This is a genomic window from Oerskovia sp. USHLN155, assembly GCF_037145535.1.
GTDB lineage: Bacteria > Actinomycetota > Actinomycetes > Actinomycetales > Cellulomonadaceae > Oerskovia > Oerskovia rustica.
Window position 1 is genome coordinate 42,882 of sequence record NZ_JBBCXG010000011.1, and the last position, 25,506, is coordinate 68,387.

20 protein-coding genes are annotated in these 25,506 nt (G+C 73.4%); 14 read left to right on the forward strand and 6 right to left on the reverse strand.

Annotated elements, in window-relative coordinates:
* Window positions 1-2: 2 nt before the first annotated feature.
* The 8 genes from WFH32_RS16005 to WFH32_RS16040 all read left to right on the forward strand — a co-directional run bounded on the left by WFH32_RS16005 (window position 3) and on the right by WFH32_RS16040 (window position 6,537).
* Window positions 3-1,028, forward strand: a complete 1,026-nt coding sequence (locus WFH32_RS16005) for a hydroxyacid dehydrogenase (protein WP_336708304.1) — start codon at window positions 3-5, stop codon at window positions 1,026-1,028.
* A gap of 154 nt (window positions 1,029-1,182) precedes the next feature.
* A complete protein-coding gene (locus tag WFH32_RS16010; RefSeq protein WP_336708425.1) occupies window positions 1,183-1,647 on the forward strand; it encodes a tRNA (cytidine(34)-2'-O)-methyltransferase in 465 nt (154 codons plus the stop codon).
* A gap of 127 nt (window positions 1,648-1,774) precedes the next feature.
* Complete coding sequence (locus WFH32_RS16015) at window positions 1,775-2,107, forward strand: hypothetical protein (protein ID WP_191798008.1); 333 nt, start codon at window positions 1,775-1,777, stop codon at window positions 2,105-2,107.
* Window positions 2,108-2,290: 183 nt separating this feature from the next.
* Complete coding sequence (locus tag WFH32_RS16020) at window positions 2,291-2,680, forward strand: sigma factor (RefSeq protein ID WP_225228135.1); 390 nt, start codon at window positions 2,291-2,293, stop codon at window positions 2,678-2,680.
* A gap of 24 nt (window positions 2,681-2,704) precedes the next feature.
* Window positions 2,705-3,259: a hypothetical protein gene (locus WFH32_RS16025; RefSeq protein WP_336708305.1), complete on the forward strand. Its 555-nt coding sequence runs from the start codon at window positions 2,705-2,707 to the stop codon at window positions 3,257-3,259.
* Between the two features lie 157 nt (window positions 3,260-3,416).
* A complete protein-coding gene (locus WFH32_RS16030; RefSeq protein ID WP_336708306.1) occupies window positions 3,417-4,157 on the forward strand; it encodes a YcnI family copper-binding membrane protein in 741 nt (246 codons plus the stop codon).
* Between the two features lie 8 nt (window positions 4,158-4,165).
* Complete coding sequence (locus WFH32_RS16035; RefSeq protein ID WP_336708308.1) at window positions 4,166-5,851, forward strand: copper resistance CopC/CopD family protein; 1,686 nt, start codon at window positions 4,166-4,168, stop codon at window positions 5,849-5,851.
* On the forward strand, window positions 5,848-6,537 hold the full coding sequence (locus tag WFH32_RS16040; RefSeq protein WP_336708309.1) for a DUF1775 domain-containing protein: 690 nt from the start codon (window positions 5,848-5,850) through the stop codon (window positions 6,535-6,537). The genes WFH32_RS16035 and WFH32_RS16040 overlap by 4 nt, the downstream gene beginning before the upstream one ends.
* Before the next feature lie 112 nt (window positions 6,538-6,649).
* On the opposite strand, the gene xylB is transcribed toward WFH32_RS16040, so the two are convergent.
* A complete protein-coding gene (gene xylB / locus WFH32_RS16045; protein ID WP_191796426.1) occupies window positions 6,650-8,146 on the reverse strand; it encodes a xylulokinase in 1,497 nt (498 codons plus the stop codon).
* The gene (gene xylA, locus WFH32_RS16050; RefSeq protein ID WP_191796427.1) at window positions 8,146-9,363 is read right to left on the reverse strand and encodes a xylose isomerase; all 1,218 of its coding nucleotides are present in this window, start codon (window positions 9,361-9,363) and stop codon (window positions 8,146-8,148) included. The genes xylB and xylA overlap by 1 nt, the downstream gene beginning before the upstream one ends.
* Before the next feature lie 61 nt (window positions 9,364-9,424).
* Here xylA and WFH32_RS16055 point away from each other — a divergent pair, with 61 nt between their 5' ends.
* Together WFH32_RS16055 and WFH32_RS16060 are read left to right on the forward strand one after the other, a co-directional pair.
* Complete coding sequence (locus WFH32_RS16055; protein ID WP_191796428.1) at window positions 9,425-10,684, forward strand: ROK family protein; 1,260 nt, start codon at window positions 9,425-9,427, stop codon at window positions 10,682-10,684.
* A gap of 172 nt (window positions 10,685-10,856) precedes the next feature.
* A complete protein-coding gene (locus WFH32_RS16060; RefSeq protein ID WP_138825891.1) occupies window positions 10,857-11,630 on the forward strand; it encodes an ABC transporter ATP-binding protein in 774 nt (257 codons plus the stop codon).
* A 118-nt stretch (window positions 11,631-11,748) separates the two neighbouring features.
* On the opposite strand, the gene mgrA is transcribed toward WFH32_RS16060, so the two are convergent.
* Window positions 11,749-12,792: an L-glyceraldehyde 3-phosphate reductase gene (gene mgrA, locus WFH32_RS16065; protein ID WP_336708311.1), complete on the reverse strand. Its 1,044-nt coding sequence runs from the start codon at window positions 12,790-12,792 to the stop codon at window positions 11,749-11,751.
* A 47-nt stretch (window positions 12,793-12,839) separates the two neighbouring features.
* Window positions 12,840-13,886: a LacI family DNA-binding transcriptional regulator gene (locus WFH32_RS16070; RefSeq protein WP_191796429.1), complete on the reverse strand. Its 1,047-nt coding sequence runs from the start codon at window positions 13,884-13,886 to the stop codon at window positions 12,840-12,842.
* 277 nt (window positions 13,887-14,163) lie between these two features.
* On the opposite strand from WFH32_RS16070, the gene WFH32_RS16075 reads away from it, so the two are divergent.
* Window positions 14,164-17,166: a discoidin domain-containing protein gene (locus WFH32_RS16075; protein ID WP_336708313.1), complete on the forward strand. Its 3,003-nt coding sequence runs from the start codon at window positions 14,164-14,166 to the stop codon at window positions 17,164-17,166.
* A gap of 132 nt (window positions 17,167-17,298) precedes the next feature.
* Here the strand turns inward: WFH32_RS16075 and WFH32_RS16080 are convergent, their stop codons facing one another.
* Window positions 17,299-18,369 carry a LacI family DNA-binding transcriptional regulator gene (locus WFH32_RS16080; protein ID WP_336708315.1) on the reverse strand — a complete coding sequence of 357 codons (1,071 nt, stop codon included), beginning with the start codon at window positions 18,367-18,369 and terminating at the stop codon, window positions 17,299-17,301.
* Window positions 18,370-18,663: 294 nt separating this feature from the next.
* Here WFH32_RS16080 and WFH32_RS16085 point away from each other — a divergent pair, with 294 nt between their 5' ends.
* Together WFH32_RS16085 and WFH32_RS16090 are read left to right on the forward strand one after the other, a co-directional pair.
* Complete coding sequence (locus WFH32_RS16085; RefSeq protein ID WP_336708317.1) at window positions 18,664-20,901, forward strand: discoidin domain-containing protein; 2,238 nt, start codon at window positions 18,664-18,666, stop codon at window positions 20,899-20,901.
* Window positions 20,902-21,024: 123 nt separating this feature from the next.
* Entirely contained in the window at window positions 21,025-22,449 is a 1,425-nt protein-coding gene (locus tag WFH32_RS16090) for a DUF1996 domain-containing protein (RefSeq protein WP_336708318.1), read from the forward strand.
* 140 nt (window positions 22,450-22,589) lie between these two features.
* On the opposite strand, the gene WFH32_RS16095 is transcribed toward WFH32_RS16090, so the two are convergent.
* Window positions 22,590-24,866, reverse strand: coding sequence for an LLM class flavin-dependent oxidoreductase (locus WFH32_RS16095; RefSeq protein WP_336708320.1), 2,277 nt, complete (start codon window positions 24,864-24,866; stop codon window positions 22,590-22,592).
* 117 nt (window positions 24,867-24,983) lie between these two features.
* Between WFH32_RS16095 and WFH32_RS16100 the strand changes: the two genes are divergently transcribed.
* A complete protein-coding gene (locus WFH32_RS16100; RefSeq protein WP_336708321.1) occupies window positions 24,984-25,499 on the forward strand; it encodes a MarR family winged helix-turn-helix transcriptional regulator in 516 nt (171 codons plus the stop codon).
* Window positions 25,500-25,506: the final 7 nt, after the last annotated feature.

The window sequence follows — 25,506 nt, forward strand, 5'->3', positions numbered from 1 at the left end:
CGATGAGCCGCACCACGAGCGTCATCAGCGTCTCCCCCGCGCTGCGGGCCGAGTTCTTCACGCCCGCGGCGTGGGAGACGCTGACGGCGCTGACCGACGTCGTCCTCGTCGACGACCCGGCGACGCTGGGTGCGACGCTCGACGCCGGGACGAGCGCTGCGCCGTCGGGCCTCTCGCGTGCGCAGGTGCTCGTCATCTCGTGGGGTACCCCGCGCCTCGACGCCGCGCTGCTCGACCGCCTGCCGGACCTGCGCCTCGTCGCGCACACGGGAGCGAGCGTCAAACCGTTCGTCACGCCCGAGCTGTTCGCGCGCGGCGTGCGCGTGACGCAGGCCGGGCAGGGCATGGCGCAGTCGGTCGGCGAGGTGTCGGTCGTGTTCGCCATGGCCCTGCTGCACCAGCTCCCGCGGTTCCACCACGGCCTCGCGTCGGGCGCCTCGTGGGAGGTCGCCGAGGACGCGCCGCCGCGCCACGAGATCGCGGGCACGCGCGTCGGCGTCGTCGGTGCGTCCCGGACCGGGCGCGCGGCGATCACGATGCTGCGCGCGCTCGGGGCCGAGGTCGTGGTCGCGGACCCGACGCTGTCGGCCGCGGACGCCCAGGCGCTGGGCGTCGCGCTCGTGAGCCTCGACGACCTGCTCGCGACGAGCCGCATCACCATGCTCCACGCGCCCACGCTGCCCGAGACGCACCACCTGGTCGGGGCGCGCGAGCTCGCGCTCATGCCCGACGGCGCCGGACTCGTCAACACCGCCCGGTCGTGGCTCACCGACGAGGACGCGCTGCTGCGCGAGGTCGCGAACGGACGGATCGACGCCGCGCTCGACGTGTTCGACGCCGAGCCGCTGCCCGTCGACCACCCCTTCCGGACCCTGCCGAACGTGCTCCTCACGCCCCACCACGCCGCCGCGACCGTCCAGGGGCGGCTGCGGCAGGGGTCGATCGTGGTCGAGGAGGTCGGGCGCTTCCTCGCGGGCGACCCGCTGCTCCACGAGGTCGACGAGGCCGCGCTCACGCAGATGGGCTGAGCCCCCGACACATCGGCCACGGGGCGGTGGGAGAATCGGGACCATGCCCGACGACGTCCCCTCCTCCCCCGTGCCCGCATCGTCGCCCGGGGTCACCGGCGCTGAAGACTGGCGGCCGCACCTCGGCACCGACGCCGGGCGCCCGGCCCCGACGCTGCCCCACCTCGTGTTCTTCGAGCCGCGCATCCCCGGCAACACGGGCAACGCGATCCGCCTCGCGGCCGTGACCGGCGCACGCCTGCACCTCGTCGAACCCCTGGGCTTCGACCTCGACGAGCCCAAGCTCCGCCGCGCAGGCCTCGACTACCACGACCTCGCCGCGCTGGAGGTCCACGCCGGCCTCGACGCAGCCCTGGCCTCGATGCCCGAGGCACGCGTCTTCGCGTTCACGACCAAGGCCACGACCCGGCACACCGACGTCGAGTATCGTCCGGGCGACGTGCTGCTGTTCGGCCCCGAACCCACGGGCCTGCCCGACGACGTCCTGACCCACCCCCGGATCACCGACCACGTCAAGATCCCCATGCTGCCCGGGCGCCGGTCGCTCAACCTGACCAACAGCGCGTCGATCGCGATCTACGAGGCATGGCGACAGACGGGGTTCGCGGGCGGCGTGTGAGGGATTCCCCGTACAGGGTGAAATGTCCATGGAAGGGTTTTCACGGATGTCCTGGCACCGGCGTCCAGGATGGACTGGACAGGTCCGGGGGACGACGACGTCCCCTCACCTGAAGCGAAGGAGCTCCATGCGAACCACCGGAAAGCGCGCCCTGGCAGTCTCAGCCCTCGTCGCCGCAGCCCTCGCCCTGGCGCCGGCCGCGAGCGCGGCCCCCTACGACGCCGGGCCGTGCACGTTCGACCTGACCCGCACCGGGAACACGTTCCGCCTCGACGCCGGCACGTGCGACTGGGTGCACCTCGAGGTGACGGCCAACGCCTGGGGCATCAACCTCTCCCGGTCGGCCTCCACGACCGACGTCACGACGTTCACGATCGAGGGACCGGCCTGGTCGGTCACCAAGGGGCTCGCCGTCGGGCGCCTCGGCGCAGTGACCGGACCCGTGGTGCGCGTGCTCTGACGAGCCCCCTCCCCACGGCCGCGCCGTCAGGGGCGGAGAAGGGGCCGCCGTTCCTCCGGGACGGCGGCCCCTTCGTCGTCCACCGTCGCACTCCGGCGACTGCACGAGAATCGTCCCGCCGGGACGGAACCGATCGGCCGCCCGCTGCGTGGTGGAGGGGTATGACGGGGAGCAGAGACAGACATGACCAGCGCTGAGGCCTTCATGGACGAGGAAGCGCTCTGGTCGGACGATGCCGCTGAGCGATACCTGTCCGCGGGACGGGTCCGGCGGGACGCCGAGTTCGTCGACTTCGTCGAGACGCACGGCGGGCGGCTCGAGCGCATCGCGTTCCTGATCAGCGGGGACCACCACCGCGCCGAGGAACTGTTCCAGGCGACGCTCGAGCGGACCTACCGGGCCTGGGGGCGCGCCCGGGACGGGGACCCGTTCGTCTACGCGCGGCGGATCCCACCGGGTCGCCCTGTGCCTCGACGGCTACTCACCGCGGCTCTACGGCTAGCCCGACCGGCCGTCGGGGATCGGCCCACCGCGGTCACCGGACGCATTCCTGGACAAGGGGTCCTTTTCTGACGCTCCGACCGCTACAGTCGTCGCGTGCTGTCGCCGGCGGTCGGTCTGCTGCGCGGGGTTCGAGCAGGGTTGCTCGCCACCGCGGTCGTCGGGCTGTCCCTGGTCTCGCACCGCCTCGCCGGGGGCGCGGCACCGGGAGCCGTCCCGGTCGTGGTCCTCGTGATGCTCACGGCCGTGATGCTGCGCGGCGTCCTGGGCCGCCGCCTGGCGCTGCCGCTCCTGCTGGGCGTCCTCGGTCTGGGCCAGGTCGTCCTGCACTACACGTTCGAGCAGTGCGCGCTCCTCGCGGCGTCCCCGGCGCCCGCGCACGTGCACGCCGCCGAGAACCCCGTGCCCATGCTCGCCGCGCACGTGCTCGCGACCCTCGTCGTCTCGGTGCTCCTGACCCATGCCGACCGGGCGCTGTGGGCCCTGTGGTCCTGGCTGACCATGCGCTCGGTACCTCGCCTCCTGCGTCGCCCTGCCTCCCGGGGGCGGGGCGTCCTCGTCCTCGCCTCGGCCCACCCTGCCCCCGCCGCCCCCGGCCGCGGTGCGGTCATGGGCCGTGCCCCGCCCGTCCTGGTCCACGCAGCACCTTGACCTCGGTCGCGGCTCCCCGCCGCGACCCGCTCCCTCCCGCCTCGACGGCGCACACGTCGTCGAGCCGCGCCCCCGTGCGTCCACCGACCGCGGGACCGCCGTGCCCGCGGCGGGAGCGACCCTGCGTTCGACCACGGAAGGCCTGTGCCTGAAGATCATGAAGCGTTCACCGAAGCTCCTCACCGTCGCCGCGGCGACGACCCTGCTCCTCGCGCTCGGCGCGAGCGGCGCGTCTGCCCACGTGTCGGTCAACCCCGACACGACCACCGCGGGCTCCTACGCCCTCCTGACGTTCGGCGTCCCGCACGGCTGCGGCGAGTCGTCGACGACGAAGGTCTCGATCCAGATCCCCGAGCCGATCACGAGCGTGACCCCCACGGTCAACCCCGGCTGGGACGTCGAGAAGGTCATGGTGACCCTCGCGACCCCGATCGACGACGGTCACGGCGGCCAGCTCACCGAGCGCGTCGGCGAGATCGTCTACACCGCGAGGACCCCGCTGCCCGACGGCTACCGGGACGCCCTCGTCCTGTCGACCAAGCTCCCGGACGCCGTCGGCGAGACCCTCGTCTTCCCGACGGTCCAGACGTGCCAGGAGGGCGAGTCCGCGTGGGTCCAGGTCGCGGCCGAGGGCGAGGACCCGCACGACCTCGAGCTCCCCGCCCCGACCCTGACGATCACCGAGCCCGAGGAGGCGCACGGGGACGTCGAGACGGTCTCCGACGAGGCCACCTCGGAGGCCGCGAGCGCCGACGGTACCGATGGCACGGCCGATGCGGCCGGGTCGGCGGACGAGCCGTCGACGCTGCCCCTCGTCCTGTCCGGGGTCGCGCTCGTGCTCGGCGCGGCGGGGCTCGTCCTGGGTGGCGCCGCGTTCGCCCGTCGCCCGAAGGCCTGACGCGGCCCATGAACGTCGCCCGCGTCCTGCGCGGGGTGACGGCGGTCGTGGTGTCGGCCGTGGCCGGGGTGGTGCTGATGCTCGCGTCAGCCTCCCCGGCCGCGGCCCACGCCGTGATCGTCGACAGCGATCCTCGGGACGGCTCCGTCGTCGAGGACTCCCCCGCCCTGCTGACCCTCACGTTCAACGAACCCGTCCAGGTGCCGCCCGGTGGCGTCGCACTGCTCGACGCCGCGGGGACGGCCGTCGCCGTCACGCCCACGGCGGTCGACTCCCGGGTGGAGATCGCGGTGCCCGCGGTGCTCGACGACGGCACGTACGTCGTGAGCTGGCGCGTCACGTCCGGGGACACGCACCCGGTCGCGGGCGCGTTCACGTTCTCGGTCGGAGCACCGAGCGACACCGTTGCCGCACCCCCTGAGCCGTCGACGTCGGCAGCGGTCTCGACGCTGCGTCGGGCGTCCCAGGCGCTCGTCTACGTCGGGACGCTCGGGGTGTCCGGCCTCGTGGTCTTCGAGCTCCTGCTGCTCGACGCGACGCCGGGCGCCATGCCCGTGCTGCGGCGTCGGCTCGACCGCACGCGCCGCGGGCTCGCGGTCCTCGCCGGGGCGGGGCTGCTCGTCTCGGTGCCGGTCACTGCCGTGTGGCAGGCGGGCCGCGGGGCCGACGCGCTGCTGGAGCCGGAGGTCTGGGCCGCGGCCCTCGGGTCCGAGTCCGCCCTGGCCGCGCTCCTCGGCCTGGTGGGGCTGGGTGTCACGACCGTGCTCTGCCCCCGGGCGGGGCGGGCTACACGCCGGCGGTGGCCCGTCCCGCTCGCGCTCGGCGCCGCCGCGCTGGCCGCGACGTCGCTGGCGGTCGTGGGGCACACCCGGACGTTCGGTCCGGCGTGGCTCGTGCTCGGCGCCGACGTGCTGCACGTGGCCGCGGGGTCCGTCTGGTTCGGTGGGATCGTGGGGCTGTGCCTCCTGCTCGCGCGCTCGTCGGGGGCGTCTGCCCAGCGCTCGGCGCGCACGGTCCTGCGCTTCTCGACCGTGGGCGCGTGGCTCGTCCTCGCGCTCGCCCTGAGCGGCGTGCTGCTGGCCTGGCGCATCCTCGGCTCGCTCGACGCGCTGGTGACCACCGGGTACGGCCGGACGCTCCTGGTCAAGGTCGCCCTGGCCCTGAGCCTCGTGGCGATCGCGGCGTGGAACCGGTACGGGCTCGTCCCGCACGTCGCGGAAGGCCCCGAGGGGCGCGTGCGTCTGCGCCGGACGGTCGTCGCCGAGGCGTCGATCCTCACGGTGCTGCTGGTCGTGACCGGGGTGCTCGTCTCCCAGAGCCCGGTCGAGGCGCGGACCCGGGCCCCTGTCCAGGCGCAGAGCACGGTGCCCGCCCAGGAGTTCGACGAACCCCTCGGGTCCGGGTCGCTCCGGGCCAGGGTCACCCCGGGCGCGCTCGGGATCAACTCGCTCGAGCTGACCGTGCTCGACGCCGACGGCGCCCCCCTCGACCCCGTCGCGCTCCCCGAGGTGGGGCTCACGCAGCCCGAGCTGGGCATCGGTCCCTTCACGCCCACCGTCACGCGGACGGGCCCCGGGACCTACCTGGCCTCGATCGACCTGCCGATGGCCGGGGCCTGGGACGTCACGGTCGGCGTCCGCACCTCGAAGTACGAGAACCCGGTCGTCACGCTTCCCGTGGAGGTCTCCCCATGACACGTCCTCCCCGGCCGGGCACCGGCCCGGCGGTCCACGGCCCCGGCACCGCCGGTCACCGCACATCGGCGCGGCGGCGTCGTGCGCGCGCGGCCGCGGCCCTGGGCCTCGCTGCGCTGCTGACCGTGACGGGCGTGCAGGGCGCGGCGGCCCACGTCCTCCTGGAGACCGCGACGCCGAACGGGGACGGCACCACCACGCTCACGTTCTCTTTCGAGCACGGGTGCGACGGCGCCCCGACGACGGGCCTCGACGTCACGCTCCCCGCAGGGGTCGAGGCCGTCTCGACCGCCGAGCCGGAAGGATGGGTGTCGACCCAGGAACCGGGAGGGGTCCGCTGGGAGGGGACCCCGGTCGCCGACGGCACCGCTGCCCGGTTCGAGCTCGTCGCCAGGGTCACGGGCACCGCCGGGCAGGCCTTCTGGTTCCCCACGACGCAGACGTGCACCGAGGGCTCGTACGACTGGGTCGACACCGACCCGGCAGGCGCACATCCTGCGCCGAGCTTCGTCGCGACCACCGCGACGCTCGCCCCGCCTGCCGTTCAGCCGGTCGCGCCGGGCGGGCCCGGCACCGGCTCCGGGCCTGCGGGCGCGAGCCTCGCGCAGACCCTCGCGGCGGTGGCGGCGGCCTCGCTCGCCGCGGCGGCCGCAGGGGCCTGGTACCTCGCCCGCCGTCGCCACTGAGCGGCGCACCGAGCCGTGCAGGGCGAAGGGGCCGCCGTTCCCGCAGGAATGGCGGCCCCTCGTCGCGGTCACGGGGACCACGGCGCGAAGTGCGCCGAGAGCACCCCCGACCTCAGGTCAGGTCGCGCACCGCCGCGTACCCCGCGCGGATCCCGGGCTCCGGGTCCGCGTCGTACCCCGTGCTCGACGACGTCTCCCACCGGGGAGCCTCCGCCTCGCCCGACAGCACCCACGCCGCCTGGCGAGCGGCGCCGTCGGCCACGTACTCGCCCGGCTCGGGGACCGTGACGGGCAGGCCGAGGACCTGCGGTGCGATGCGCCGCACCGCCTCGGACTGCGCGCCGCCGCCGATGAGCTGGAGGCGCTCGACCTGCACGCCCTGCGCGCGCAGGGCGTCGAGCCCGTCGGCCAGGCCGCACAGCATGCCCTCCACGGCGGCCCGCGCGAGGTGCGCGGGCGTCATGGTCGCGAGACGCATGCCGTGCAGGGTGCCGCTGGCGCCCGGCCGGTTCGGCGTGCGCTCGCCCTCGAGGTAGGGGACGAGCACGAGGCCGTCGGCGCCCGCCGGGGCCTGGAGCGCGAGCCGTGACAGGCCCGCGTGGTCCACGCCCAGGACCCGCGCGGTCGCGTCGAGGACGCGGCTCGCGTTGAGGGTCACCCCGAGCAGCAGGTAGTTGCCCGTGGCGTCGGCGAAGCCGTTGACGAGCCCGCTCGCGTCGGCCGTGGGGGACGTCGCGATCGCGGAGACGACGCCCGAGGTCCCGATCGAGACCGCGACGTCGCCCGCGCGCATGCCGAGGCCCAGGGCCGCGGCCGCGTTGTCCCCCGCGCCGGGGCCGATCAGGGCCCCGTCCGGGACGCCCGCCCCGGCTGCCGTCCCCGCCGCCACACCGCCAGACTCCCCAGGCCCGAGGACCCGGGGAAGGGCGACGTCCGACCGTCCGAGCGCGAGCTCGAGCAGGTCGGTGCGGTAGGCACCGCGCCCGCCGTCGGCCGAGGCGTCGAAGTAGCCCGTCCCGGACGCGTCGGACCGGTCGGTCACGAGCGCGCCGAGGTCGGGCTCGAGGCCCTCGCTCCGCGGCCCGTAGCCGGCGATCCGCCACGTCAGCCAGTCGTGCGGGAGCGCGACGGCCGCGACCCGTGCCGCGTTGTGCGGCTCGGCGTCGCGCAGCCAGCGCAGCTTGGTCACGGTCAGCGACGCGACGGGCACGGACCCGACGGCCTCGGCCCACGCCTTGGCCCCGGCGCCGGGGTCCCCGGCGCCGAGCTCACTGATCAGGTCCTGCGCGGCGCCGGCCGAGCGGGTGTCGTTCCACAGGAGCGCGGGGCGGATCACCTCGCCGTCGGCGTCGAGCACGACCATGCCGTGCTGCTGACCGCCCACGGCCAGGGCCGCGACGTCGTCGAGCCCGCCCACGACCTCGGCCGCGGTGCGGAACGCCGCCCACCAGGCGTCGGGCGAGACCTCGGTGCCGTCGGGGTGCGACGCCGAGCCCGAGCGCACCAACGCCCCGGTGCGCGCGTCACGGACGACGACCTTGCACGACTGCGTCGACGAGTCGACCCCTGCGACGAGGACGACGGCGGGCGACCCGGGAGAGCCGCCCATCAGCCGATCAGGTGCTTGAGCGCGAGCTGGTTGAGGCGCACGAAGCCGAAGTCACGCTCGGCGGCGGCCTCGACGTCGAACTCCTCGTAGGCGGCACGGTCCGCGATCAGGTCGGCGACGGTCTCGCCCGCACCCAGGGTGCTCTCGCCGAGCTCGAACACGCCTGCGTGCCTGAACGCGGCCTGGACCTCGGGGTCGGCCCGGTACTCGGCGGACTTGCGCGCGAGCATCGAGTAGGTCTCCATGTTGGCCTTGGCCGAGTCCCAGACGCCGACCTCGTTCTCGGTGCGCGAGGGCTTGTAGTCGAAGTGGCGGGGGCCCTCGTAGCGGGGTCCGCCGTTGGGGAAGCCGCTCTCGATGAGGTCGACCGTGAAGAACGCGGAGAGCAGGTCGCCGTGGCCGAACACGAGGTCCTGGTCGAACTTGATGGACCGCTGGCCGTTGAGGTCGATGTGGAAGAGCTTGCCGGCCCACAGCGCCTGCGCGAGGCCGTGCGTGTAGTTCAGACCGGCCATCTGCTCGTGGCCCGTCTCGGGGTTGAGACCCACGATGTCGCCGTGCTCGAGCTTCGCGATGAGCGCGAGGGCGTGGCCGATGGTCGGGAGGAAGATGTCGCCGCGGGGCTCGTTGGGCTTGGGCTCGAGCGCGATCTTGATGTCGTAGCCCTGGTCCTTGATGTACGCGGCCGTGAGGTCGAGGCCCTCGGCGTAGCGCTCGTGCGCGGAGTGGAGGTCCTTGGCACCGTCGTACTCGGTGCCCTCGCGGCCACCCCACATGACGAACGTCTTGGCGCCGAGCGACGCGGTGAGGTCGACGTTGCGCAGGACCTTGCGCAGCGCGTAGCGGCGGACGCCGCGGTCGTTCGAGGTGAGGCCGCCGTCCTTGAAGACGGGGTGGGAGAAGAGGTTGGTCGTGACCATCTCGATGGTCAGGCCGGTCTCGTCGGCGGCCTTCTTGACCTCGCCGAGGAGCTGCTCGCGGGTCGCGTCGTCGGAGCCGAAGGGCACGACGTCGTCGTCGTGGAACGTGAAGCCCCACGCGCCCAGGTCAGCGAGCTTGCGCACGGACTCGGCCGGGTCGAGGTGGGGGCGGCTGGCTCCGCCGAACTGGTCCTGGCCGGTCCAGCCCACGGTCCACAGGCCGAAGGAAAAGTTGATGTTCTGGTCGATCGCGTCAGCCACGACAGTCTCCTCGTCGAGATGGGCCGGCTCCGTCATCGAGCAGGCCGTCATTTGTTGTACGGATGAACTTATGCGGTCCTGTCGGTAAGGTCAAGACGTGAACCGCGACGAGTCCTCGACCGGCGTCAGGACGCCCACCCGGGCGCGCCCCACGGCCGCCCGCCAGCACACCCTGCGCGAGTACAACCTCGCCCTGGTCTCCCAGGCGCTCTTCGACGCGCCACGCCCCCGCTCGCGCGCCGACATCGCCGCCGCCACCGGGCTCACGCGCGCCACGGTGTCCGTGCTCGTCGACCAGCTCATCGAGGCCCGCCTCGTCCGCGAGCTCCCACCGGTGACTCCGCTGCGCGCCGGACGCCCCGCCGTCCCCCTCACGCCCGCCGAGCGGACCATCGTCGGGCTGGGCCTCGAGGTCAACGTCGACTACCTGGGCGGCACCGTCCTCGACCTCACGGGGCAGGTCGTCGCGCAGGAGGTCGTGCCGGGCGACCTCCACGGCAGCGACCCCGCCGAGGTCCTCGGGCGCCTCGGCGCGCTCGCACGCCGCCTCGTCGAGGACGTCGAGGCCCAGGACATGCAGGTCGCGGGCGCACGCCTCGCGCTGCCCGGCCTGGTCGACGCCCGCGCGGGCCGCCTCCAGGTCGCCCCCAACCTCGGCTGGTCCTCGTTCCTGCCCCTGCCGCTGCTCGGCCTGCCCGACCGCCTGCCCGTCGAGATCGCCAACGAGGCCAACCTCGCGGGCCTCGCGCAGCTCGTCGCGGGCACGCAGGGCCGCAGGCCCGACGACGCCGCTCCCCCCGTGCCGTCGTCGTTCCTCTACGTCTCGGGCGAGGTGGGCATCGGCTCCGCGATCGTGATCGACCGCGAGCTCTTCCTCGGGAACCGGGGCTGGAGCGGCGAGATCGGGCACGTCGTGGTCGACCCGCACGGACCGCGCTGCCTGTGCGGGGCCACGGGCTGCCTCGAGCAGTACGCGGGCAAGGACGCGATGCTGCGCGCGGCCGGCATCCCCGTGGACGAGCCCGTCGAGACGTTCCTCGACGCGCTCGCGGAGGGCACGCCGTCGGCCCGCGAGGCCGCGACCTCGGCAGGGACCGCGCTGGGGCGCGCGCTCGCGAACTTCGTCAACCTCGTCGACATCGAGACCGTGCTGCTGGGCGGCATCTACACCGACCTGCTGCCCTACCTGCGCGAGGCCCTGACGACCGAGCTCACGACCCGCGTGCTCGCGTCGCCCTGGACCGAGCTCGACCTGCGGCCCGCGCTCGTCGCGGGGCACGCGGCCATGATCGGCGGCGCACGCACCGTGCTGCGGGACGTGGTCGCGGCGCCGTCGGCGTGGACGACGAGCGACTGACCGGGGCACCCCGAGGCGTCGCGGGGCACCGGTCGCGGCTGGCAGCGCCCCCGGTGGACGGTGTGACCCGCGACGCACCGCCCACCGGGAGAACGCGGGTACCGTCGTTCGTTGGACCACCGGGGACACCCATGCCCCCGTATCGGTTGACCCACCCTCGGAAGGACCGGGCATGACGACCAGCCACATCCTGCAGGCGCGCGACCTCTGGGCCGGGCACGGCGGCGAGGACGTCCTGCGCGGCGTCTCGATCGAGCTCGCGGCGGGGCAGGAGCCCGTGGGGATCGTCGGCCCGTCGGGCGTCGGGAAGTCGACGCTCGTGAGCGCGCTGCTGGGCGAGGTCAAGCCGTCGAGCGGGACCGTGACGTGGGGCGGGCGGACCGTGACGCGCCTCGGTCGGCGCGACAAGAAGACGTTCAAGGCTGCGGTGCGGCGCGTGTCGCAGGACGGCCTGCCGGGCATCGACCCCGCGAGCACCGTGACGCACGTGCTCAAGTCCGGGCTGACCGACGCACGCAAGGGCGGGCGCCCCTCGGGGCAGTCGATCGAGGACCTGCTGGACCTCGTCGCCCTCGAGCACCGGTACGCGGACCGCCCGCTGCGCACGCTGTCGGGCGGCGAGCGCCAGCGCGTGGCCATGGCCCGTGCGCTCGCGACGCGGCCGGACGTGCTGCTCCTCGACGAGCCGCTCACGGCGCTCGACCCGACCATGCGCGGCGAGATCGCCGGGCGGGTCAAGGAGACGGCCACGCGCCTCGGCACGGGTGTGCTCCTGGTGTCGCACGACCTCGAGCTCGTGCACCGCATGACGTCGTCCGCGCACCTCCTGGTCGACGGCGAGTTCGTCGAGTCCGGCCCGCTGCAGCAGGTCCTCGCGGAGAGCGAGCACCCCGTGGTCCGCGAGCTCGCGGAGGCCGCGCCGCTCGCGGTCCAGCGCTGGAGCTGAACGCCGCGACGTGCGCGGCGTCCTCTGCTGCGTGGTGACCGAGACCGAGGTCCGTCGGGCGACGTACCGTCGCGGACCGACGAACCTCGGGTCCGGCTGCCGGGTCGAGCGGGTGGGCTCAGCGCGTCGTGCCGTCGACCGCGAACGGCTCGATCGCCGCGATCTCCTCGGCCGTGAGCGCGGGAGCGTCGAGCGCGGCGACGTTGTTCTCGAGCTGCGCGACGCTGCTCGCCCCCACGAGCGCCGACGTGATGCGCTCGTCGCGCAGGACCCAGCTCAGTGCGAGCTGCGCGAGCGACTGCCCACGCCCGGCCGCGATCTCGTTCAGCGCACGGGCGCGCTCGAGGTAGGTCTCGGAGATGGCGGTGGGCTTGAGGAAGTGCCCGACGGCGGCGCGCGAGTCCGCGGGCACCTCGCCCGAGAGGTAACGGTCCGTGAGCAGGCCCTGCTGGAGCGGCGAGAAGACGATGGTGCCGACGCCGAGGTCCTCGACGACGTCGAGCAGGTTCTCGCCGTCGTCGTGCCCGGCCTCGGGCAGCTCGACGTGCCGGTTGAACATCGAGTAGCTGGGCTGGTGGATGAGCAGCGGCGTGCCGAGGTCGGCGAGGATCTGCGCGGCCTCGCGGGTCTGCGACGGCGAGTAGTTGGAGACGCCGACGTACAGCGCCCGCCCGCTCACCACGGCCGTGTGGAGCGCACCCATGGTCTCCTCGAGCGGGACCGTGGGGTCGAACCGGTGCGAGTAGAAGATGTCGACGTAGTCGAGGCCCATGCGAGCGAGCGACTGGTCGAGCGAGGACAGCAGGTACTTGCGCGAGCCGCCGTCACCGTAGGGGCCGGGCCACATGTCGTACCCGGCCTTGCTCGAGATCACGAGCTCGTCGCGGTAGGGCCGCAGGTCGCGCGCGAGGTGGCGCCCGAAGTTCTCCTCGGCCGAGCCGTAGGGCGGGCCGTAGTTGTTGGCGAGGTCGAAGTGCGTGATCCCGAGGTCGAACGCCCGGCGCAGGATCGCGCGCTGGTTGTCGAACGGGTTCACGTCGCCGAAGTTGTGCCAGAGGCCCAGCGACAGTGCGGGCAGGGCGAGGCCGCTGCGACCGGATCGCCGGTACGTCATGGACTCGTAGCGGTCGTCGGCGGCGAGGTAGCGGGTTGCGAGAGGCATGCTGCCATTCTGCACCCGGGGTCCGGGCCCGGTCACCGGGATTGTGCTCAGGCCGAGTCGCGCACCACGAGCGTCGGGTCGAACACGACCGACCGCACCTGCCGCTCGCCCGCGATCTGGCCGACGAGCAGGCGCGCCATCTCGGCCGCCATCTCCTCGACGGGCTGCCGCACGCTGGTGAGCGCCGGGCGGCACAGCGGGGCGATCGAGCTGTCGTCGAACCCGACGACGGCGACGTCCTCGGGGACGCGCAGCCCGCGGGCCGTGATCGCGTGCACTGCCCCCTGGGCCATGTAGTCGTTCGCGGCGAACACGCCGTCGAGGCCGGGGACGGCGTCGAGCAGGCGTTCCATCGCGGCCTCGCCGCCCTCGAGCGTGAACTCCCCGGGCTCGGCGGGGACGTACGCGCGACCGTGCCGGGACACCTCGTCGCGGAAGCCTGCGAGGCGCTCCTCGGCGGCGTGCAGGCCGACCGGGCCGGAGATGACGGCGAGCTCGTCGCACCCGCGCTCGATGAGGTGCCGGGCGGCCAGTCGCGCGCCGTCGCGGTTGGCGACGTCCACGAAGCTGATGGGCAGCGCGGGCTCGGGGCGGGCGAACAGGACCGCGCGCTGGCCGGCCTCGACGAGCATGCCGGGCAGGGGGTCGTCGGCCTGCGCGGCGACGAGCAGCGCACCGTCGGCGTTGCCCTGGCGCAGGTAGGACATGACCTGGGCGCGGGCGTCGTCGGTCTCGGCGAGCATGAGCACGGGGTGCAGGTCGTGGGGCCGCAGGGCGCGCACGAACGCGGCGACGATCCGCCCGAAGAACGGGTCCGCGAAGACCTGTCCCGTCATCTGGTTGCCCTCGATCTCGGGGTCGACGCCCGAGATCACGACCGCGACCGTCCCGGTGCGTCCCGTGACGAGCGAGCGGGCCGCCCGGTTGGGCACGTACCCGGTCTGGGCGATGGCCTTCTCGACGACGGCCCGCAGGTCCGGGGCGACGCGGCGCTGCTGGTTGATCACCCGGGACACCGTGGCGCGCGAGACTCCCGCCACCCGGGCGACGTCCTCGAGCGTCGGGGGCGTCGAGACTCGGCCGTCCTCACGCATGGGGCGAGGCTAGCAGCGCGGGCGAGGGTCCTGGTGCATCGCGGTGCCCGACGGCGGCGCGCGGCCCGGGTGGGCGCCTCACCGTCGGGCGTGGGGCTTGGGGTGCGGGCGACGGGGCTCCGCGCGGAGCCTGCAACGCATCTGGGAGAGCGCTCTCTTGACGAGGGTCCCGCTCACCTGAATACTGACCGACATCGTGAGAGAGCGCTCTCTCACGCCGTGCGTCCCGCTCGACGTAGAGCCAGGACGCGGTCGACGACGACCTAGGAGAGAACCGATGCCCTTCTCGCCCCTTCCCACCGTGCCGCCACCGGCACCCGTCCCGCACCGCGGGAGAGCACGCACCCGTCGTGGCGCCGGAGCCGCCCTGGCCCTGGCGGTCGCGGCCGCAGGCCTCACCGTCCCGCTCGTGCCCGCCTCCGCGGCCGACGGACCCGCCCTGCTGTCCCAGGGCAAGCCCGCGACGGCCTCCTCGACACAGTCGCCCAACGGGTACCAGGCCGGCGAGGCGTTCGACGGCGACGGCGGCAGCCGCTGGTCGAGCCTGGCCACCGACCCGCAGTGGATCCAGGTGGACCTGGGCCAGCGGGCCTCGATCGACCGCGTCGAGCTCGACTGGGAGGGCGCCTACGGCAAGGGCTACCGCATCCAGACCTCGGACGACGGCTCGACCTGGACGACCGTGCGCACCGTGACCGACGGCGACGGGGGCGCCGACGTGCTCGACGTCGACGGCACCGGGCGCTACGTCCGCCTGCTCGGCGACGTCCGCGGCACGGGCTACGGCTACTCGCTGTGGGAGTTCCGCGTGTTCGGCGAGCCCGCCGGCGGACCGGTCGACCCGGTGGACCCGGTCGACCCCACGGACCCGAACGGCCCCACGGCCTGCCTGACCGACGTGACCGCGGGCGCGACCGCGACGGCTTCCTCCCAGCAGGGCGACTCGACCCCGGCCAAGGCGGTCGACCAGAACACGAGCACCCGCTGGGGCTCCGTGCTGAACACGACGACCTGGACCGGCCAGGACGACGAGTGGCTCCAGGTGGACCTGGGCGAGGCCAACGACGTCTGCGGCGTGAGCATCCTGTGGGAGGGCGCGTACGGCAAGGACTACGACGTCCAGGTCTCGACCGACGGCACCACGTGGACGACGGCCGCCCAGGCGCGAGGCCAGGACGGCGGGACCGACGTCGTCACGTTCGACACGACCTCCGCCCGGTACGTGCGGTGGCAGGGCCTCGCCCGCGGCACGACGTTCGGCTACTCGATGTACGAGTTCCGCGTGCTCGCCCCCGGTGCCTCGATCGACCCGACGACCGACCTGTTCGGCCCGAACGTCCTCGTGTTCGACCCCTCGATGCCGGACTCGGCGATCCAGCACCAGATCGACACCGTGTTCGCCCAGCAGGAGCAGGACCAGTTCGGCCCCGGCCGCTACCAGTTCCTCTTCACGCCCGGCGAGTACGACGTCGACGCCCGCATCGGCTTCTACACCTCGCTCTCGGGCGTCGGTCAGGACCCGACCGACGTGACCGTCAAGGGCGGGGACTGGGTCGACGCGCAGTGGTTCGGCGGCAACGCGACCCAGAACTTCTGGCGCTCGGCCGAGAACCTGTCGATCACCCCCGACGACGGCATGGCCCGCTGGGCCACGTCCCAGGCGGCACCGTTCCGCCGCATCCAGGTCAACGGCGGGCTCCAGCTCGACTCGTCGGCCTACGGCTGGTCCTCGGGCGGCTACATCGCCGACTCGAACGTGACCGGCGTCGTCGAGTCCTGGACGCAGCAGCAGTGGTACGCCCGCGACAGCTCGGTCGGCGAGTGGAAGGGCGGCGTCTGGAACATGGTCTACTCGGGCGTCGAGGGCACGCTGCCCACTGCTGCGACGTGGCCGACGCCCCCGGTGACGACGCTCGACACCACGGGCGCCGTCCGTGAGAAGCCGTACCTCTACCTCGACGGCGACGAGTGGGCCGTGTTCGTCCCCGAGCTGCGCGAGGGCACGACCGGCACCACGTGGAAGACCGGCCACACGGCCGGCACCTCGATCCCGCTCGACGACTTCTTCGTGGCCAAGGAGGGCGACACGGCCGCCGAGATCAACGCAGCCCTGGCCGCGGGCAAGAACCTGCTCCTGACCCCCGGCGTCTACCGCGTGGACCAGACGATCCAGGTGGACGACCCCGGCACGGTCGTCCTGGGCCTGGGCTACGCGACGATCATCCCCGAGCACGGGGGCGTCGGCATGCACGTGGCCGACGAGGACGGCATCACGGTCGCGGGGATCCTGTTCGACGCCGCGGTCACCGAGTCCCCGGCGCTCTTCGTCGTCGGCGACGAGGGCGTCCACACCGACCACTCGGACGACCCGATCGTGCTGCACGACGTGTTCATGCGCGTCGGCGGGGCCGTCGCGGGCAAGGTCGACGCGGCCATGGTCATCCACGCCGACGACACGATCGTCGACCACGTGTGGTCGTGGCGCGGCGACCACGGCGAGGGCATCGGCTGGGACCTCAACACGTCCGACTACGGGTTCGTGGTCAACGGGGACGACGTCTCGGCGTACGGCCTGTTCGTCGAGCACTACCAGAAGTACAACACCCTGTGGAACGGCGAGCGGGGCAGGACCGTGTTCTACCAGAACGAGCTGCCCTACGACGTCCCGGACCAGGCGGCCTGGCAGAACGGCGACACCCGCGGCTGGGCCGCCTACAAGGTCGCCGACGACGTGAAGAACCACGAGGCCTGGGGCCTGGGCTCCTACTCGAACTTCACGTCCGACACCGAGGAGACCGAGATCGTCGTCGACGGCGGCTTCGAGGTCCCGCAGGTCGCCGGGGTCAAGATGCACCACCTGCTCGTCGTCTCGCTCGGCGGCGAGGGCATCTTCGACGCCGTCATCAACGGCGTCGGCCCCCGTGCCGACGGCCCGGACACGATCCCGAGCTACGTCGACTTCTACGGCGGCGTCGACGTGACCCCCGCACCGGCTCTCGACGTACAGGCCTCGGCCGTCACGCGCTGCGTGGCGGGCAAGGTCCAGCTCGCGGTCACGGCGACCAACAAGGAGGGGACCCCGGTCGACGTCGCGCTCGCGACGCCCTACGGCACCAAGTCGTTCTCCCAGGTGGCGGGCGGCAGGCTCGCGGCACAGTCCTTCAACGCCCGGACGACGTCGGTCGCGGCGGGCAGCACCTCGGTGACCGCGACCGGCACCGTGGCAGGGCAGCCGGTCACGACCGTCGTGCCCGCGACGTTCGACGGGAGGACGTGCTGACCTCCTGACGGGCCGAGGCCGACCGGCCTCGGCCCGATCGGCCCGGCCCGATCGGCCCGGTCCGGTCGTCCCGCGACGCTCGTCGTTGGGACGGCCGGACCGTCGGCCCAGCCGTTCCCTCGGTCCGGCGCCTCAGGCCGAGTCGCGCACCACGAGCGCCGGCTCGAACAGGACCGAGCGGACCGCGAGCGACGGGTCCTCGATGCGTTCGAGCAGGAGCCGGACCATCTCCCCCGCCATCTCCTCGACCGGCTGGCGCACGGTCGTCAGCGCGGGACGGGCACGCTGCGCGAGCGCCGTGTCGTCGAACCCGATGACCGCGACGTCCTCGGGGACCCGTCGCCCGCTCTCCCGGAGCACGTCGATCACTCCCTGGGCCATGAGGTCGTTCCCGGCGAAGACCGCGTCGACGTCCGGCACCTGCCCGAGCAGCGCTCGCATCGCGGCGTCGCCGCTCTCGATCGTGAAGTTCCCCTCGACCGAGGGCACGTAGGCGTGCCCTCGCCGCGCGAGCGCGTCGCGGAACCCGGCGAGCCGGTCGTTCGCCGCGGGCACCCCGAGCGGTCCCGACACCGCGGCCAGGGCGGTCCTGCCGTCGGCCAGGAAGTGCTCGGCGGCAAGCGCTCCCCCGTCGCGGTTGGCCAGGTCGACGAAGCTGAGCGGGAGCGACGTCGCGGGACGCGCGAACAGCACCGCGGGCCGTCCGGCCTCGACCAGGAGGGCGGGCAGCGGGTCGTCGGCGCGGGTCGAGACGTGCAGGACGCCGTCGGCATTTCCCTGACGCACGTACGAGACCACCTGGGCCCGCGCGGCGTCGTCCTCGGCCAGCATGAGGACCGGGTGGACGTCGTGCGGCCGCAGCGCCCGGACGATGCCCGCGACGATGCGCCCGAAGAACGGGTCGTCGAACACGTGACCCGCGTAGCGGCTCCCGCCCGACCCGGGGTCGGTCGCAGGGTCGGTCTCGGGGTCCGTCCCGGAGATCACGAGCGCGACGCTCCCGGTCCGGCGGGTCACGAGCGTGCGGGCCGCCCGGTGCGGGGCGTACCCCGTCGCGGCGACCGCGCTCAGCACGAGCTCCTGGAGGTCGGGCGCGACCTTGCGCTTGCCGTTGATGACGCGCGACGCGGTCGCGCGCGAGACTCCGGCGACGCGCGCGACGTCGTCGAGCGTCGGACCGGCGGCAGGACGAGGAGATGTCACGGTGCGACGCTAGCACCTGCGGGATAGCGCTTTCCCACGTCGTGCGACGTGGAGACCGTCTCCGATCCCTCTGATTCCCACGATTCCGACGCGCCGACACCCCTCGTGCCGAGGGACGGAAATCACCCAGGCCCCTCCGACGTGGGAACCGTTCCCTTGACAGGCCACAGGAAGGTCGGAATACTCCGAATTCGGGTAAGAGCGCTCTCCCAGATGGATCCAGCTCGACGAAGAACTGACTCCCGGAGCCTGGCCGACGACGGCCAGGCTCCCGTCTCCCCCGAGAGGTAGAACATGAGACCCCCGCACACCCCTGCCCGCCCGCCGCACAGGAGACGGCGCAGCCTCACCGCGCTCGCGCTGTCGCTGCTCGTCGCCTCGGCGACCCTCGTGCCCGTCGGAGCGGCCGACGCGGCCCCGACCCTCCTGTCCCAGGGCAAGCCCGCCACGGCGTCCTCGGTCGAGAACGCCGACTACACGCCCGCCTCGGCAGCCGTCGACGGGAACGCCAGCACCCGCTGGGCCAGCGCCTGGTCGGATCCCCAGTGGATCCAGGTCGACCTCCAGCAGCGTGCGGCGATCGAGCGCGTCGAGCTCCAGTGGGAGTCGGCGCACGCCAAGGCGTACCAGATCCAGGTCTCGGACGACGCCACGACCTGGACCGACGTCTACTCGACGCAGAGCTCGACCGGCGGTGACCAGACGCTCGCCGTCTCGGGCGCTGGTCGCTACGTCCGGCTCCTCGCGACGCAGCGCGCCACGGGCTACGGGAGCTCCCTGTGGGAGCTCAAGGTCTTCGGCACGCCGGGCGCCGGACCGGTCGACCCTGTCGATCCGACCGACCCCGACTATGTGAACCCGGGCCACCCGAACGTGCCCGTGCCGGACTCCGGCCCGAGCACGGTCAAGGTCGTGGGCGGCTCCGGTGACTGGGACCTCCAGGTCGACGGCAGGCCGTACACGGTCAAGGGCTTCACCTGGGGTCCGTCGTTCGCCTCGGCGGACCACTACATGGGTCCGCTCGTCGCCATGGGCGCGAACACGGTCCGCACGTGGGGCACGGGAGCCGACACGAAGCAGCTCCTCGACTCAGCGGCCGCTCACGACGTCCGCGTGGTCATGGGCTTCTGGCTGCTGCCGGGCGGCGGACCGGGCTCGGGCGGCTGCATCAACTACACGACCGACGCCAGCTACAAGGCCACGACCAAGGCCGACATCCTCCACTGGGTCGAGACGTACAAGAACCACCCGGGCGTCCTCCTGTGGAACATCGGGAACGAGGCCATCCTGGGCCTGCAGAACTGCTTCTCGGGCGCGGTCCTCGAGGCCGAGCGCAACGCCTACGCCGCGTTCGTCAACGAGGTCAGCCTCGCGATCCACCAGGTCGACGCGAACCACCCCACGACCAACACCGACGCCTGGGCCGGCGCCTGGCCGTACCTCAAGGCCAACGCCCCGGACCTCGACCTGCTCTCGATCAACGCGTACGGCGACGTGTGCAACATCCGTGAGAACTGGGAGGCCGGCGGGTACGACAAGCCCTACCTGCTGACCGAGGGCGGCGCGGCCGGCGAGTGGGAGGTGCCGGACGACGTCAACGGCGTCCCCGACGAGCCGACCGACATCGAGAAGGGCGCGGCATACGTCTCGTCCTGGAAGTGCCTCATGGAGCACGAGGGCAAGGCGCTCGGCGCGACGTTCTTCCACTACGGCACCGAGGGCGACTTCGGCGGCGTCTGGTTCAACGTGATCCCGGGCGACAACAAGCGTCTCGGCTACTACTCGATCGCCAAGGCGTGGGGCGTCGACACGACCGCGACGAACACCCCGCCCCGCATCCTGAGCATGGACGTCCCGGGCTCGACGAGCGTCGTGGCCGGGTCCTCGGTGGACCTGAACCTGACCGCGACCGACCCCGACGGCGACCCGATCGACTACGTCGCCTTCTTCAACAGCAAGTACATCGACGGGGCGGGCGGGCTCGCGTGGACCGCGCTCACGCAGACCGCCCCCGGGAAGTTCACGGTCACCGCGCCCGAGCGCCTGGGCGTGTGGAAGGTCTACGTGTTCGCCGAGGACGGTCAGGGCAACGTGGGCGTCGAGACGCGCTCGTTGCGCGTGGTGCCGCCCGCGGTCCAGGGCACGAACGTCGCGCTGGGCAAGACCGCCACCGCGTCGAGCTTCGACCCGTGGAACGGCGACTTCTCGGCCGCCCGCGCGGTCGACGGCGACCTGGGCACGCGCTGGGCGAGCCAGTGGGGCCCGACGGCCTGGTTCCAGGTCGACCTGGGCTCGGTGCAGTCGTTCGACCATCTCCAGCTCGTGTGGGAGGCGGCCTACGGGAAGTCGTACGAGGTCCAGACCTCGACCGACGGCTCGACGTGGACGACCGTCAGGACCGTCACGGGCGGCAACGGCGGCGTCGACGACCTCGACGTCGCGGGGACCGGGCGCTACGTGCGCCTGAACCTCACGGAGCGCGGCACGGAGTGGGGCTACTCGCTCTTCGAGCTCGGCGTCTACCGGCGCTGACGAGACCCCGGGTGGGAGCAGCGGCCCCTGCTCCCACCCGGCCCGCGCCCGGGGGCCACCGCACGGTGGTGGGCGCGTCGCGCTCCGGCGCGACCTCCCGACGACGACGTCACAGGAGGAAGCATGCATCGCACCGTTCCCACGTCCCGCCTCGCGCGGGGACACACGTCCCGCCCGGCTCCCCGTGCCCGACGGCGCACGCGCGCCCTGGTCGGGTCGCTCGCGGTCGCCGCTCTGGTCACCTCGTCCGCGGTCGCGCTCGGCGTGGCCGGTCCGGCGACCGCCGCACCCGGGACCCTGCTCTCGCAGGGCGCCGCGACCGAGGCGTCGAGCTCCGAGTCCGGCGGGCTCGGTCCGCGGTTCGCGGTCGACGGCGACCGGTCGACCCGGTGGGCCAGCTCGCCGGGCGACGACCAGTGGTTCCGCGTGGACCTGGGCGGCTCGTTCGCGCTCGACCGGGTGGTCCTCGACTGGGAGGCCGCTTACGGCACGGCGTTCACGATCCAGGTGTCCGACGACGCCGCGACCTGGTCGACGGCGGTGACCGTCACGGCCGGCACGGGCGGGCTCCAGTCGCTCGACGTCGAGGCGACGGGACGCTACGTCCAGCTCGTCGGGACCGAGCGCGCCACGGGCTACGGCTACTCGCTGTTCGAGCTCCAGGTCTTCGGCGACGGCACGCCGGTCGAGGTCCCGGAGACCCCGGGGTTCGACGACGAGGTCACGCACCACGAGTTCCAGGCGAACTGCTCGTTCTCGCACTTCGCGAACGACGACCCCATCGTCTTCCCAGGCCAGCCGGGCGCCTCGCACCTGCACACGTTCGTCGGCAACCGGTCGACGAACGCCTTCACGACCCCGGCGTCGCTGTTCGCGAGCACCGACTCGACGTGCACGGTCCCCCAGGACCACTCGTCGTACTGGTTCCCCGCGCTGTATCGCGGGGACACGCCGATCGCTCCGGACATCCCCATGACCATCTACTACAAGTCGGGGATCGACGACTACACCCAGGTCGTCCCGTTCCCCGCAGGTCTGGAGTTCGTCGCGGGCGACATGATGGCCACGGTCGACTCGTTCCGGACGGCCCCGGGCGCGGTCGAGGGCTGGGAGTGCGGCGAGATCTCCAAGAGCTGGTCGATCCCGGACCACTGCGACCCGGGCAGCCAGCTCAACCTGCGCTACCAGTCGCCGAGCTGCTGGGACGGCAAGCACCTGACGCCCGGCGCGGCCTCGCACATGGGGCACGGCACGCACATGGCCTACCCGGTCGCGGGGCAGTGCCCCCTGACCCACCCGGTCGCGGTGCCCATGCTCGAGTTCAAGATCGCCTGGCCCGTGAGCGGTGACATGTCGGACGTGCGCCTGGCCAGCGGATCGGACCAGTCGTGGCACTACGACTTCGTCAACGCCTGGGAGCCGGACGTGCTCGCCGCGCTCGTGAAGCAGTGCATCAACGGCGGTCTCCAGTGCAACCCGCGCGGGTACGACCTCTACAAGCCGCACCGCGGGACGGTCCTCGACGAGGACTTCAACCTCGTGGGCTGACCGGCGACGACACGAGAACGACGCAGGGCCCGGAGCCGTCAGGGAGCGGCTCCGGGCCCTGCGCCGTGTCCCGTGGTGTCACCCGTGGGATCGCGGCCCGTCGGGGTCGCGGCTCGTCGGGGCGGCGGCCCGTCGGGGAATCAGGCGTCTGCCGGCGGGATCGGGAAGTTCGCCGAGAACAGGTTCGTCGGGTCGACCTGACGCTTGACCTGACGCAGGCGCGAGAGCGTCGGCTCGGGGAACGCCTCGCGCAGGCGCTCGGGACGCGGGTCGGTCTCGAACGACAGGTAGAGCCCGTCGGTGTGCGGGTGGACGAGCTCGTCCCACGCACCGTCGATCCCGCCGGGTCCGCGGCGCGACCCGAAGGCCGCGACCGAGAAGTTCTGCGTGCGGTGCGCGTACGCCGTCGCGTCGGGCGCGACGTCGTTGACCGCCCCGCCGACCGCGCGGAGCTGGAGGAGCTGCGCGCCGCCGCCGTCGAGGAAGCGGGCGAGGTCGCGGGCAGTGGCCTGGTCGACGTGCTCGATCAGGCCGGAGCGCGAGCCGGGCTCTCCGCCGCCCGAGTGCTGGGCGTCGGCCCGGCGCACGATGCCCGAGTACGGCGTCAGCACGGCCTGGTGGTCGAGCAGAGGGGCCGAGTCGGCGAGGGCCTCGAGCGCGCGGATCGCCGCCCCCGTGTCGTCGTCGGCCCACACGGTCATGAGCTGGGCCATGGGGCCGCGTCCGCCGCGCGCCCCGCTCATGTGCAGGAAGCTCGTGAGCTCGCGCGGCGCCGACTCGACAATCGCGGCCCAGCGCTCGAGCAGGCCCGCGGTGTCCGAGGCGTCGAGCACCATGGTCGAGTAGACGAGGTCGGTCACGGGTGTCGCCTCGACGTCGACCCAGGTCACGACACCCATGTTGCCGCCGGCCCCGCGCAGGGCCCAGAAGAGCTCGGCGTCGTTCTCGGCGTCGACGACGCGCACCCGGCCGTCCGCGGTCACGATCTCGGCGGCGACCACGTGGTCGATCGTCAGGCCGTGCTTGCGGCCCAGGAGGCCGATGCCGCCCGTCGTGGCGAGGCCGCCGACGCCCACGCCGCCCGAGTCGCCCGAGCTGATCGCGAGGCCGTGCGGGGAGAGCACCTCGGCGACCTGGCCCCACGTCCCGCCCGCACCCAGGCGCACGCGGTGCGAGCCGTCGTCGGGCACGGTGACCTGGTCCAGGGCGCCGACGTCGAGGAGCACGCCGCCGTCGTTGGTGGAACGACCGCTGATGCCGTGGCCCGCCGAGCGGACCGCGAGCGGCACGCCCTGCTCGCCGGCCCAGACGACGGCCTCGGCGACCTCGTCCGCGGTGCGCGGGCGCAGCACGATGCCCGGGGCGCCCGAGCGCATGTAGGTGTGGCGGACCGTGTCGTAGGCGCGGTCGCCGGGCTCGACGGCGCGCTCGGTCAGCGAGTCGGGCAGGCCGTCGTAGTCGATCCCGTCGCGGCGGGCCGCCAGCGCGAGGGCGCCGCGACGGCGACCGGCGGGAGCCGTGCCGACGGACCGGCGCTCGGCCGCGACGAGCTCGCGCAGCGCGGGGGCGACCTCCTCGCCGAAGACCTGGATCTCGCGCGGGTCGTCGGTCGCGAGGACGAAGCCGGAGACGCCGTCCTCGAGCGCGAGGTTGCCGAGCTCCTCGACCCACTGCTCGACGGGGCCCTGGAGGTAGCCCAGGCGGCTCGAGGTAAACCTGCCGTTGACGTTGACCATGCGGCGCACCGCGCTCGGGTCGCGTCCGGCCGCGACCGCGGCCTCGTCGATCACCGCGTTGCCCTTGGCGAGGTCGCCGGGCTGGAGGTAGGACAGCGACGGCAGCCAGCCGTCGCCCTTGCGGCCGATGAGCCGCTGCATGCGCGGCTTGACGGCGCCGATCCAGATCGGGATGTCGTGCGCGGGGGCCGGGCCGCGCTTGGCGCCGTCGACCTGGTGGTGCGTCCCGTGCACGCGCAGGGGCGTGCGGTCGCTCGTGTCCCAGATGCCGCGGATGATGTCGACGGCCTCGTCGAGGGCCGTGACGGCCTCGCCCGGTGTGAGGCGCGGCGTCCCCATGGCCTCGATCGCGTCCCAGAACGCACCGGCCCCGAGGCCCATGGCGTACCGGCCGCCCGAGAGCAGGTCGAGGCTCGCGGCCGCGCGGGCCAGGACGGCCGGCGGACGCAGCGGCAGGTTGAGGACGTTGCCCGCGACGTGCACGCGCTCGGTCGCCGCGGCGACCCAGGTCATGAGGGTCCAGGTGTCGAGGAAGCCCGCCTGGTAGGGGTGGTCCTGGAAGGTCACGAGGTCGAGCCCCGCGTTCTCGGTGATCTGCGCGAGGCGCACGGGCGCCTGCGGGTCGCTGTTCTGCGGGGTCAGGAAGGTCCCGAGGATGAGGTCGTGGCCGTAGTCCGTCATGCGTGCGCGCTCCGTGTGCCGCGGGGGCGGCGGTCGTCTTCAAAGATCATCTGAGTTACAGACGATATCACCAGCAACTCATCTTCCATCGAGATCATTCCGATGTATCCTGGTCCCGTGACCCTCGCGACGCCGGACACCACCCGCACCCCCAGCCCCCTCGGCTGGCCGCTCACCGCGCTCCTGCGCGAGTGGAGCGCGCGCGTCGACTCGCTCGCCGAGGACCTGCCCGACGGGACGCGCTGCTACCAGGTGCTCTCCGCCGTCGTGCACGACACCCCGCCCAGCCAGGCCGCGCTCGCCGCACGCCTCGGCATCGACCGGACCGTCATGACCTACCTCATCGACAAGTACGTCGACTGCGACCTCGTCGAGCGGCAGGCCGACCCGACCGACCGCAGGACCCGGCGCATCGTCGCGACCGACAAGGGGCGGGAGGTCCTCGCCGACCTCGACGCCCGCGTCGCCGCAGCCGAGGAGGACCTGCTCGGAGGCCTCGACGCCGCCGACCGCGGAACCCTGCGCCGCCTGCTCGACCGCGCCGCCGACGGGGCGAGCCACGACGAGAACCGGTGCGCCGTCGTCGTGCAGGGCATGGACGCCGCGTCCTCGCGGGCGCGCAGCCCGCGCTAGCCGCGCC

Coding starts and splice junctions, on each gene's coding strand:
- WFH32_RS16005 (WP_336708304.1), top strand. CDS start 3: ATGAGCCGCACCACGAGCGTCATCAGCGTCTCCCCCGCGCTGCGGGCC.
- WFH32_RS16015 (WP_191798008.1), top strand. CDS start 1,775: ATGCGAACCACCGGAAAGCGCGCCCTGGCAGTCTCAGCCCTCGTCGCC.
- WFH32_RS16020 (WP_225228135.1), top strand. CDS start 2,291: ATGACCAGCGCTGAGGCCTTCATGGACGAGGAAGCGCTCTGGTCGGAC.
- WFH32_RS16030 (WP_336708306.1), top strand. CDS start 3,417: ATGAAGCGTTCACCGAAGCTCCTCACCGTCGCCGCGGCGACGACCCTG.
- WFH32_RS16035 (WP_336708308.1), top strand. CDS start 4,166: ATGAACGTCGCCCGCGTCCTGCGCGGGGTGACGGCGGTCGTGGTGTCG.
- WFH32_RS16040 (WP_336708309.1), top strand. CDS start 5,848: ATGACACGTCCTCCCCGGCCGGGCACCGGCCCGGCGGTCCACGGCCCC.
- xylB (WP_191796426.1), bottom strand. CDS start 8,146: ATGGGCGGCTCTCCCGGGTCGCCCGCCGTCGTCCTCGTCGCAGGGGTC.
- xylA (WP_191796427.1), bottom strand. CDS start 9,363: ATGACGGAGCCGGCCCATCTCGACGAGGAGACTGTCGTGGCTGACGCG.
- WFH32_RS16060 (WP_138825891.1), top strand. CDS start 10,857: ATGACGACCAGCCACATCCTGCAGGCGCGCGACCTCTGGGCCGGGCAC.
- mgrA (WP_336708311.1), bottom strand. CDS start 12,792: ATGCCTCTCGCAACCCGCTACCTCGCCGCCGACGACCGCTACGAGTCC.
- WFH32_RS16070 (WP_191796429.1), bottom strand. CDS start 13,886: ATGCGTGAGGACGGCCGAGTCTCGACGCCCCCGACGCTCGAGGACGTC.
- WFH32_RS16075 (WP_336708313.1), top strand. CDS start 14,164: ATGCCCTTCTCGCCCCTTCCCACCGTGCCGCCACCGGCACCCGTCCCG.
- WFH32_RS16085 (WP_336708317.1), top strand. CDS start 18,664: ATGAGACCCCCGCACACCCCTGCCCGCCCGCCGCACAGGAGACGGCGC.
- WFH32_RS16090 (WP_336708318.1), top strand. CDS start 21,025: ATGCATCGCACCGTTCCCACGTCCCGCCTCGCGCGGGGACACACGTCC.
- WFH32_RS16095 (WP_336708320.1), bottom strand. CDS start 24,866: ATGACGGACTACGGCCACGACCTCATCCTCGGGACCTTCCTGACCCCG.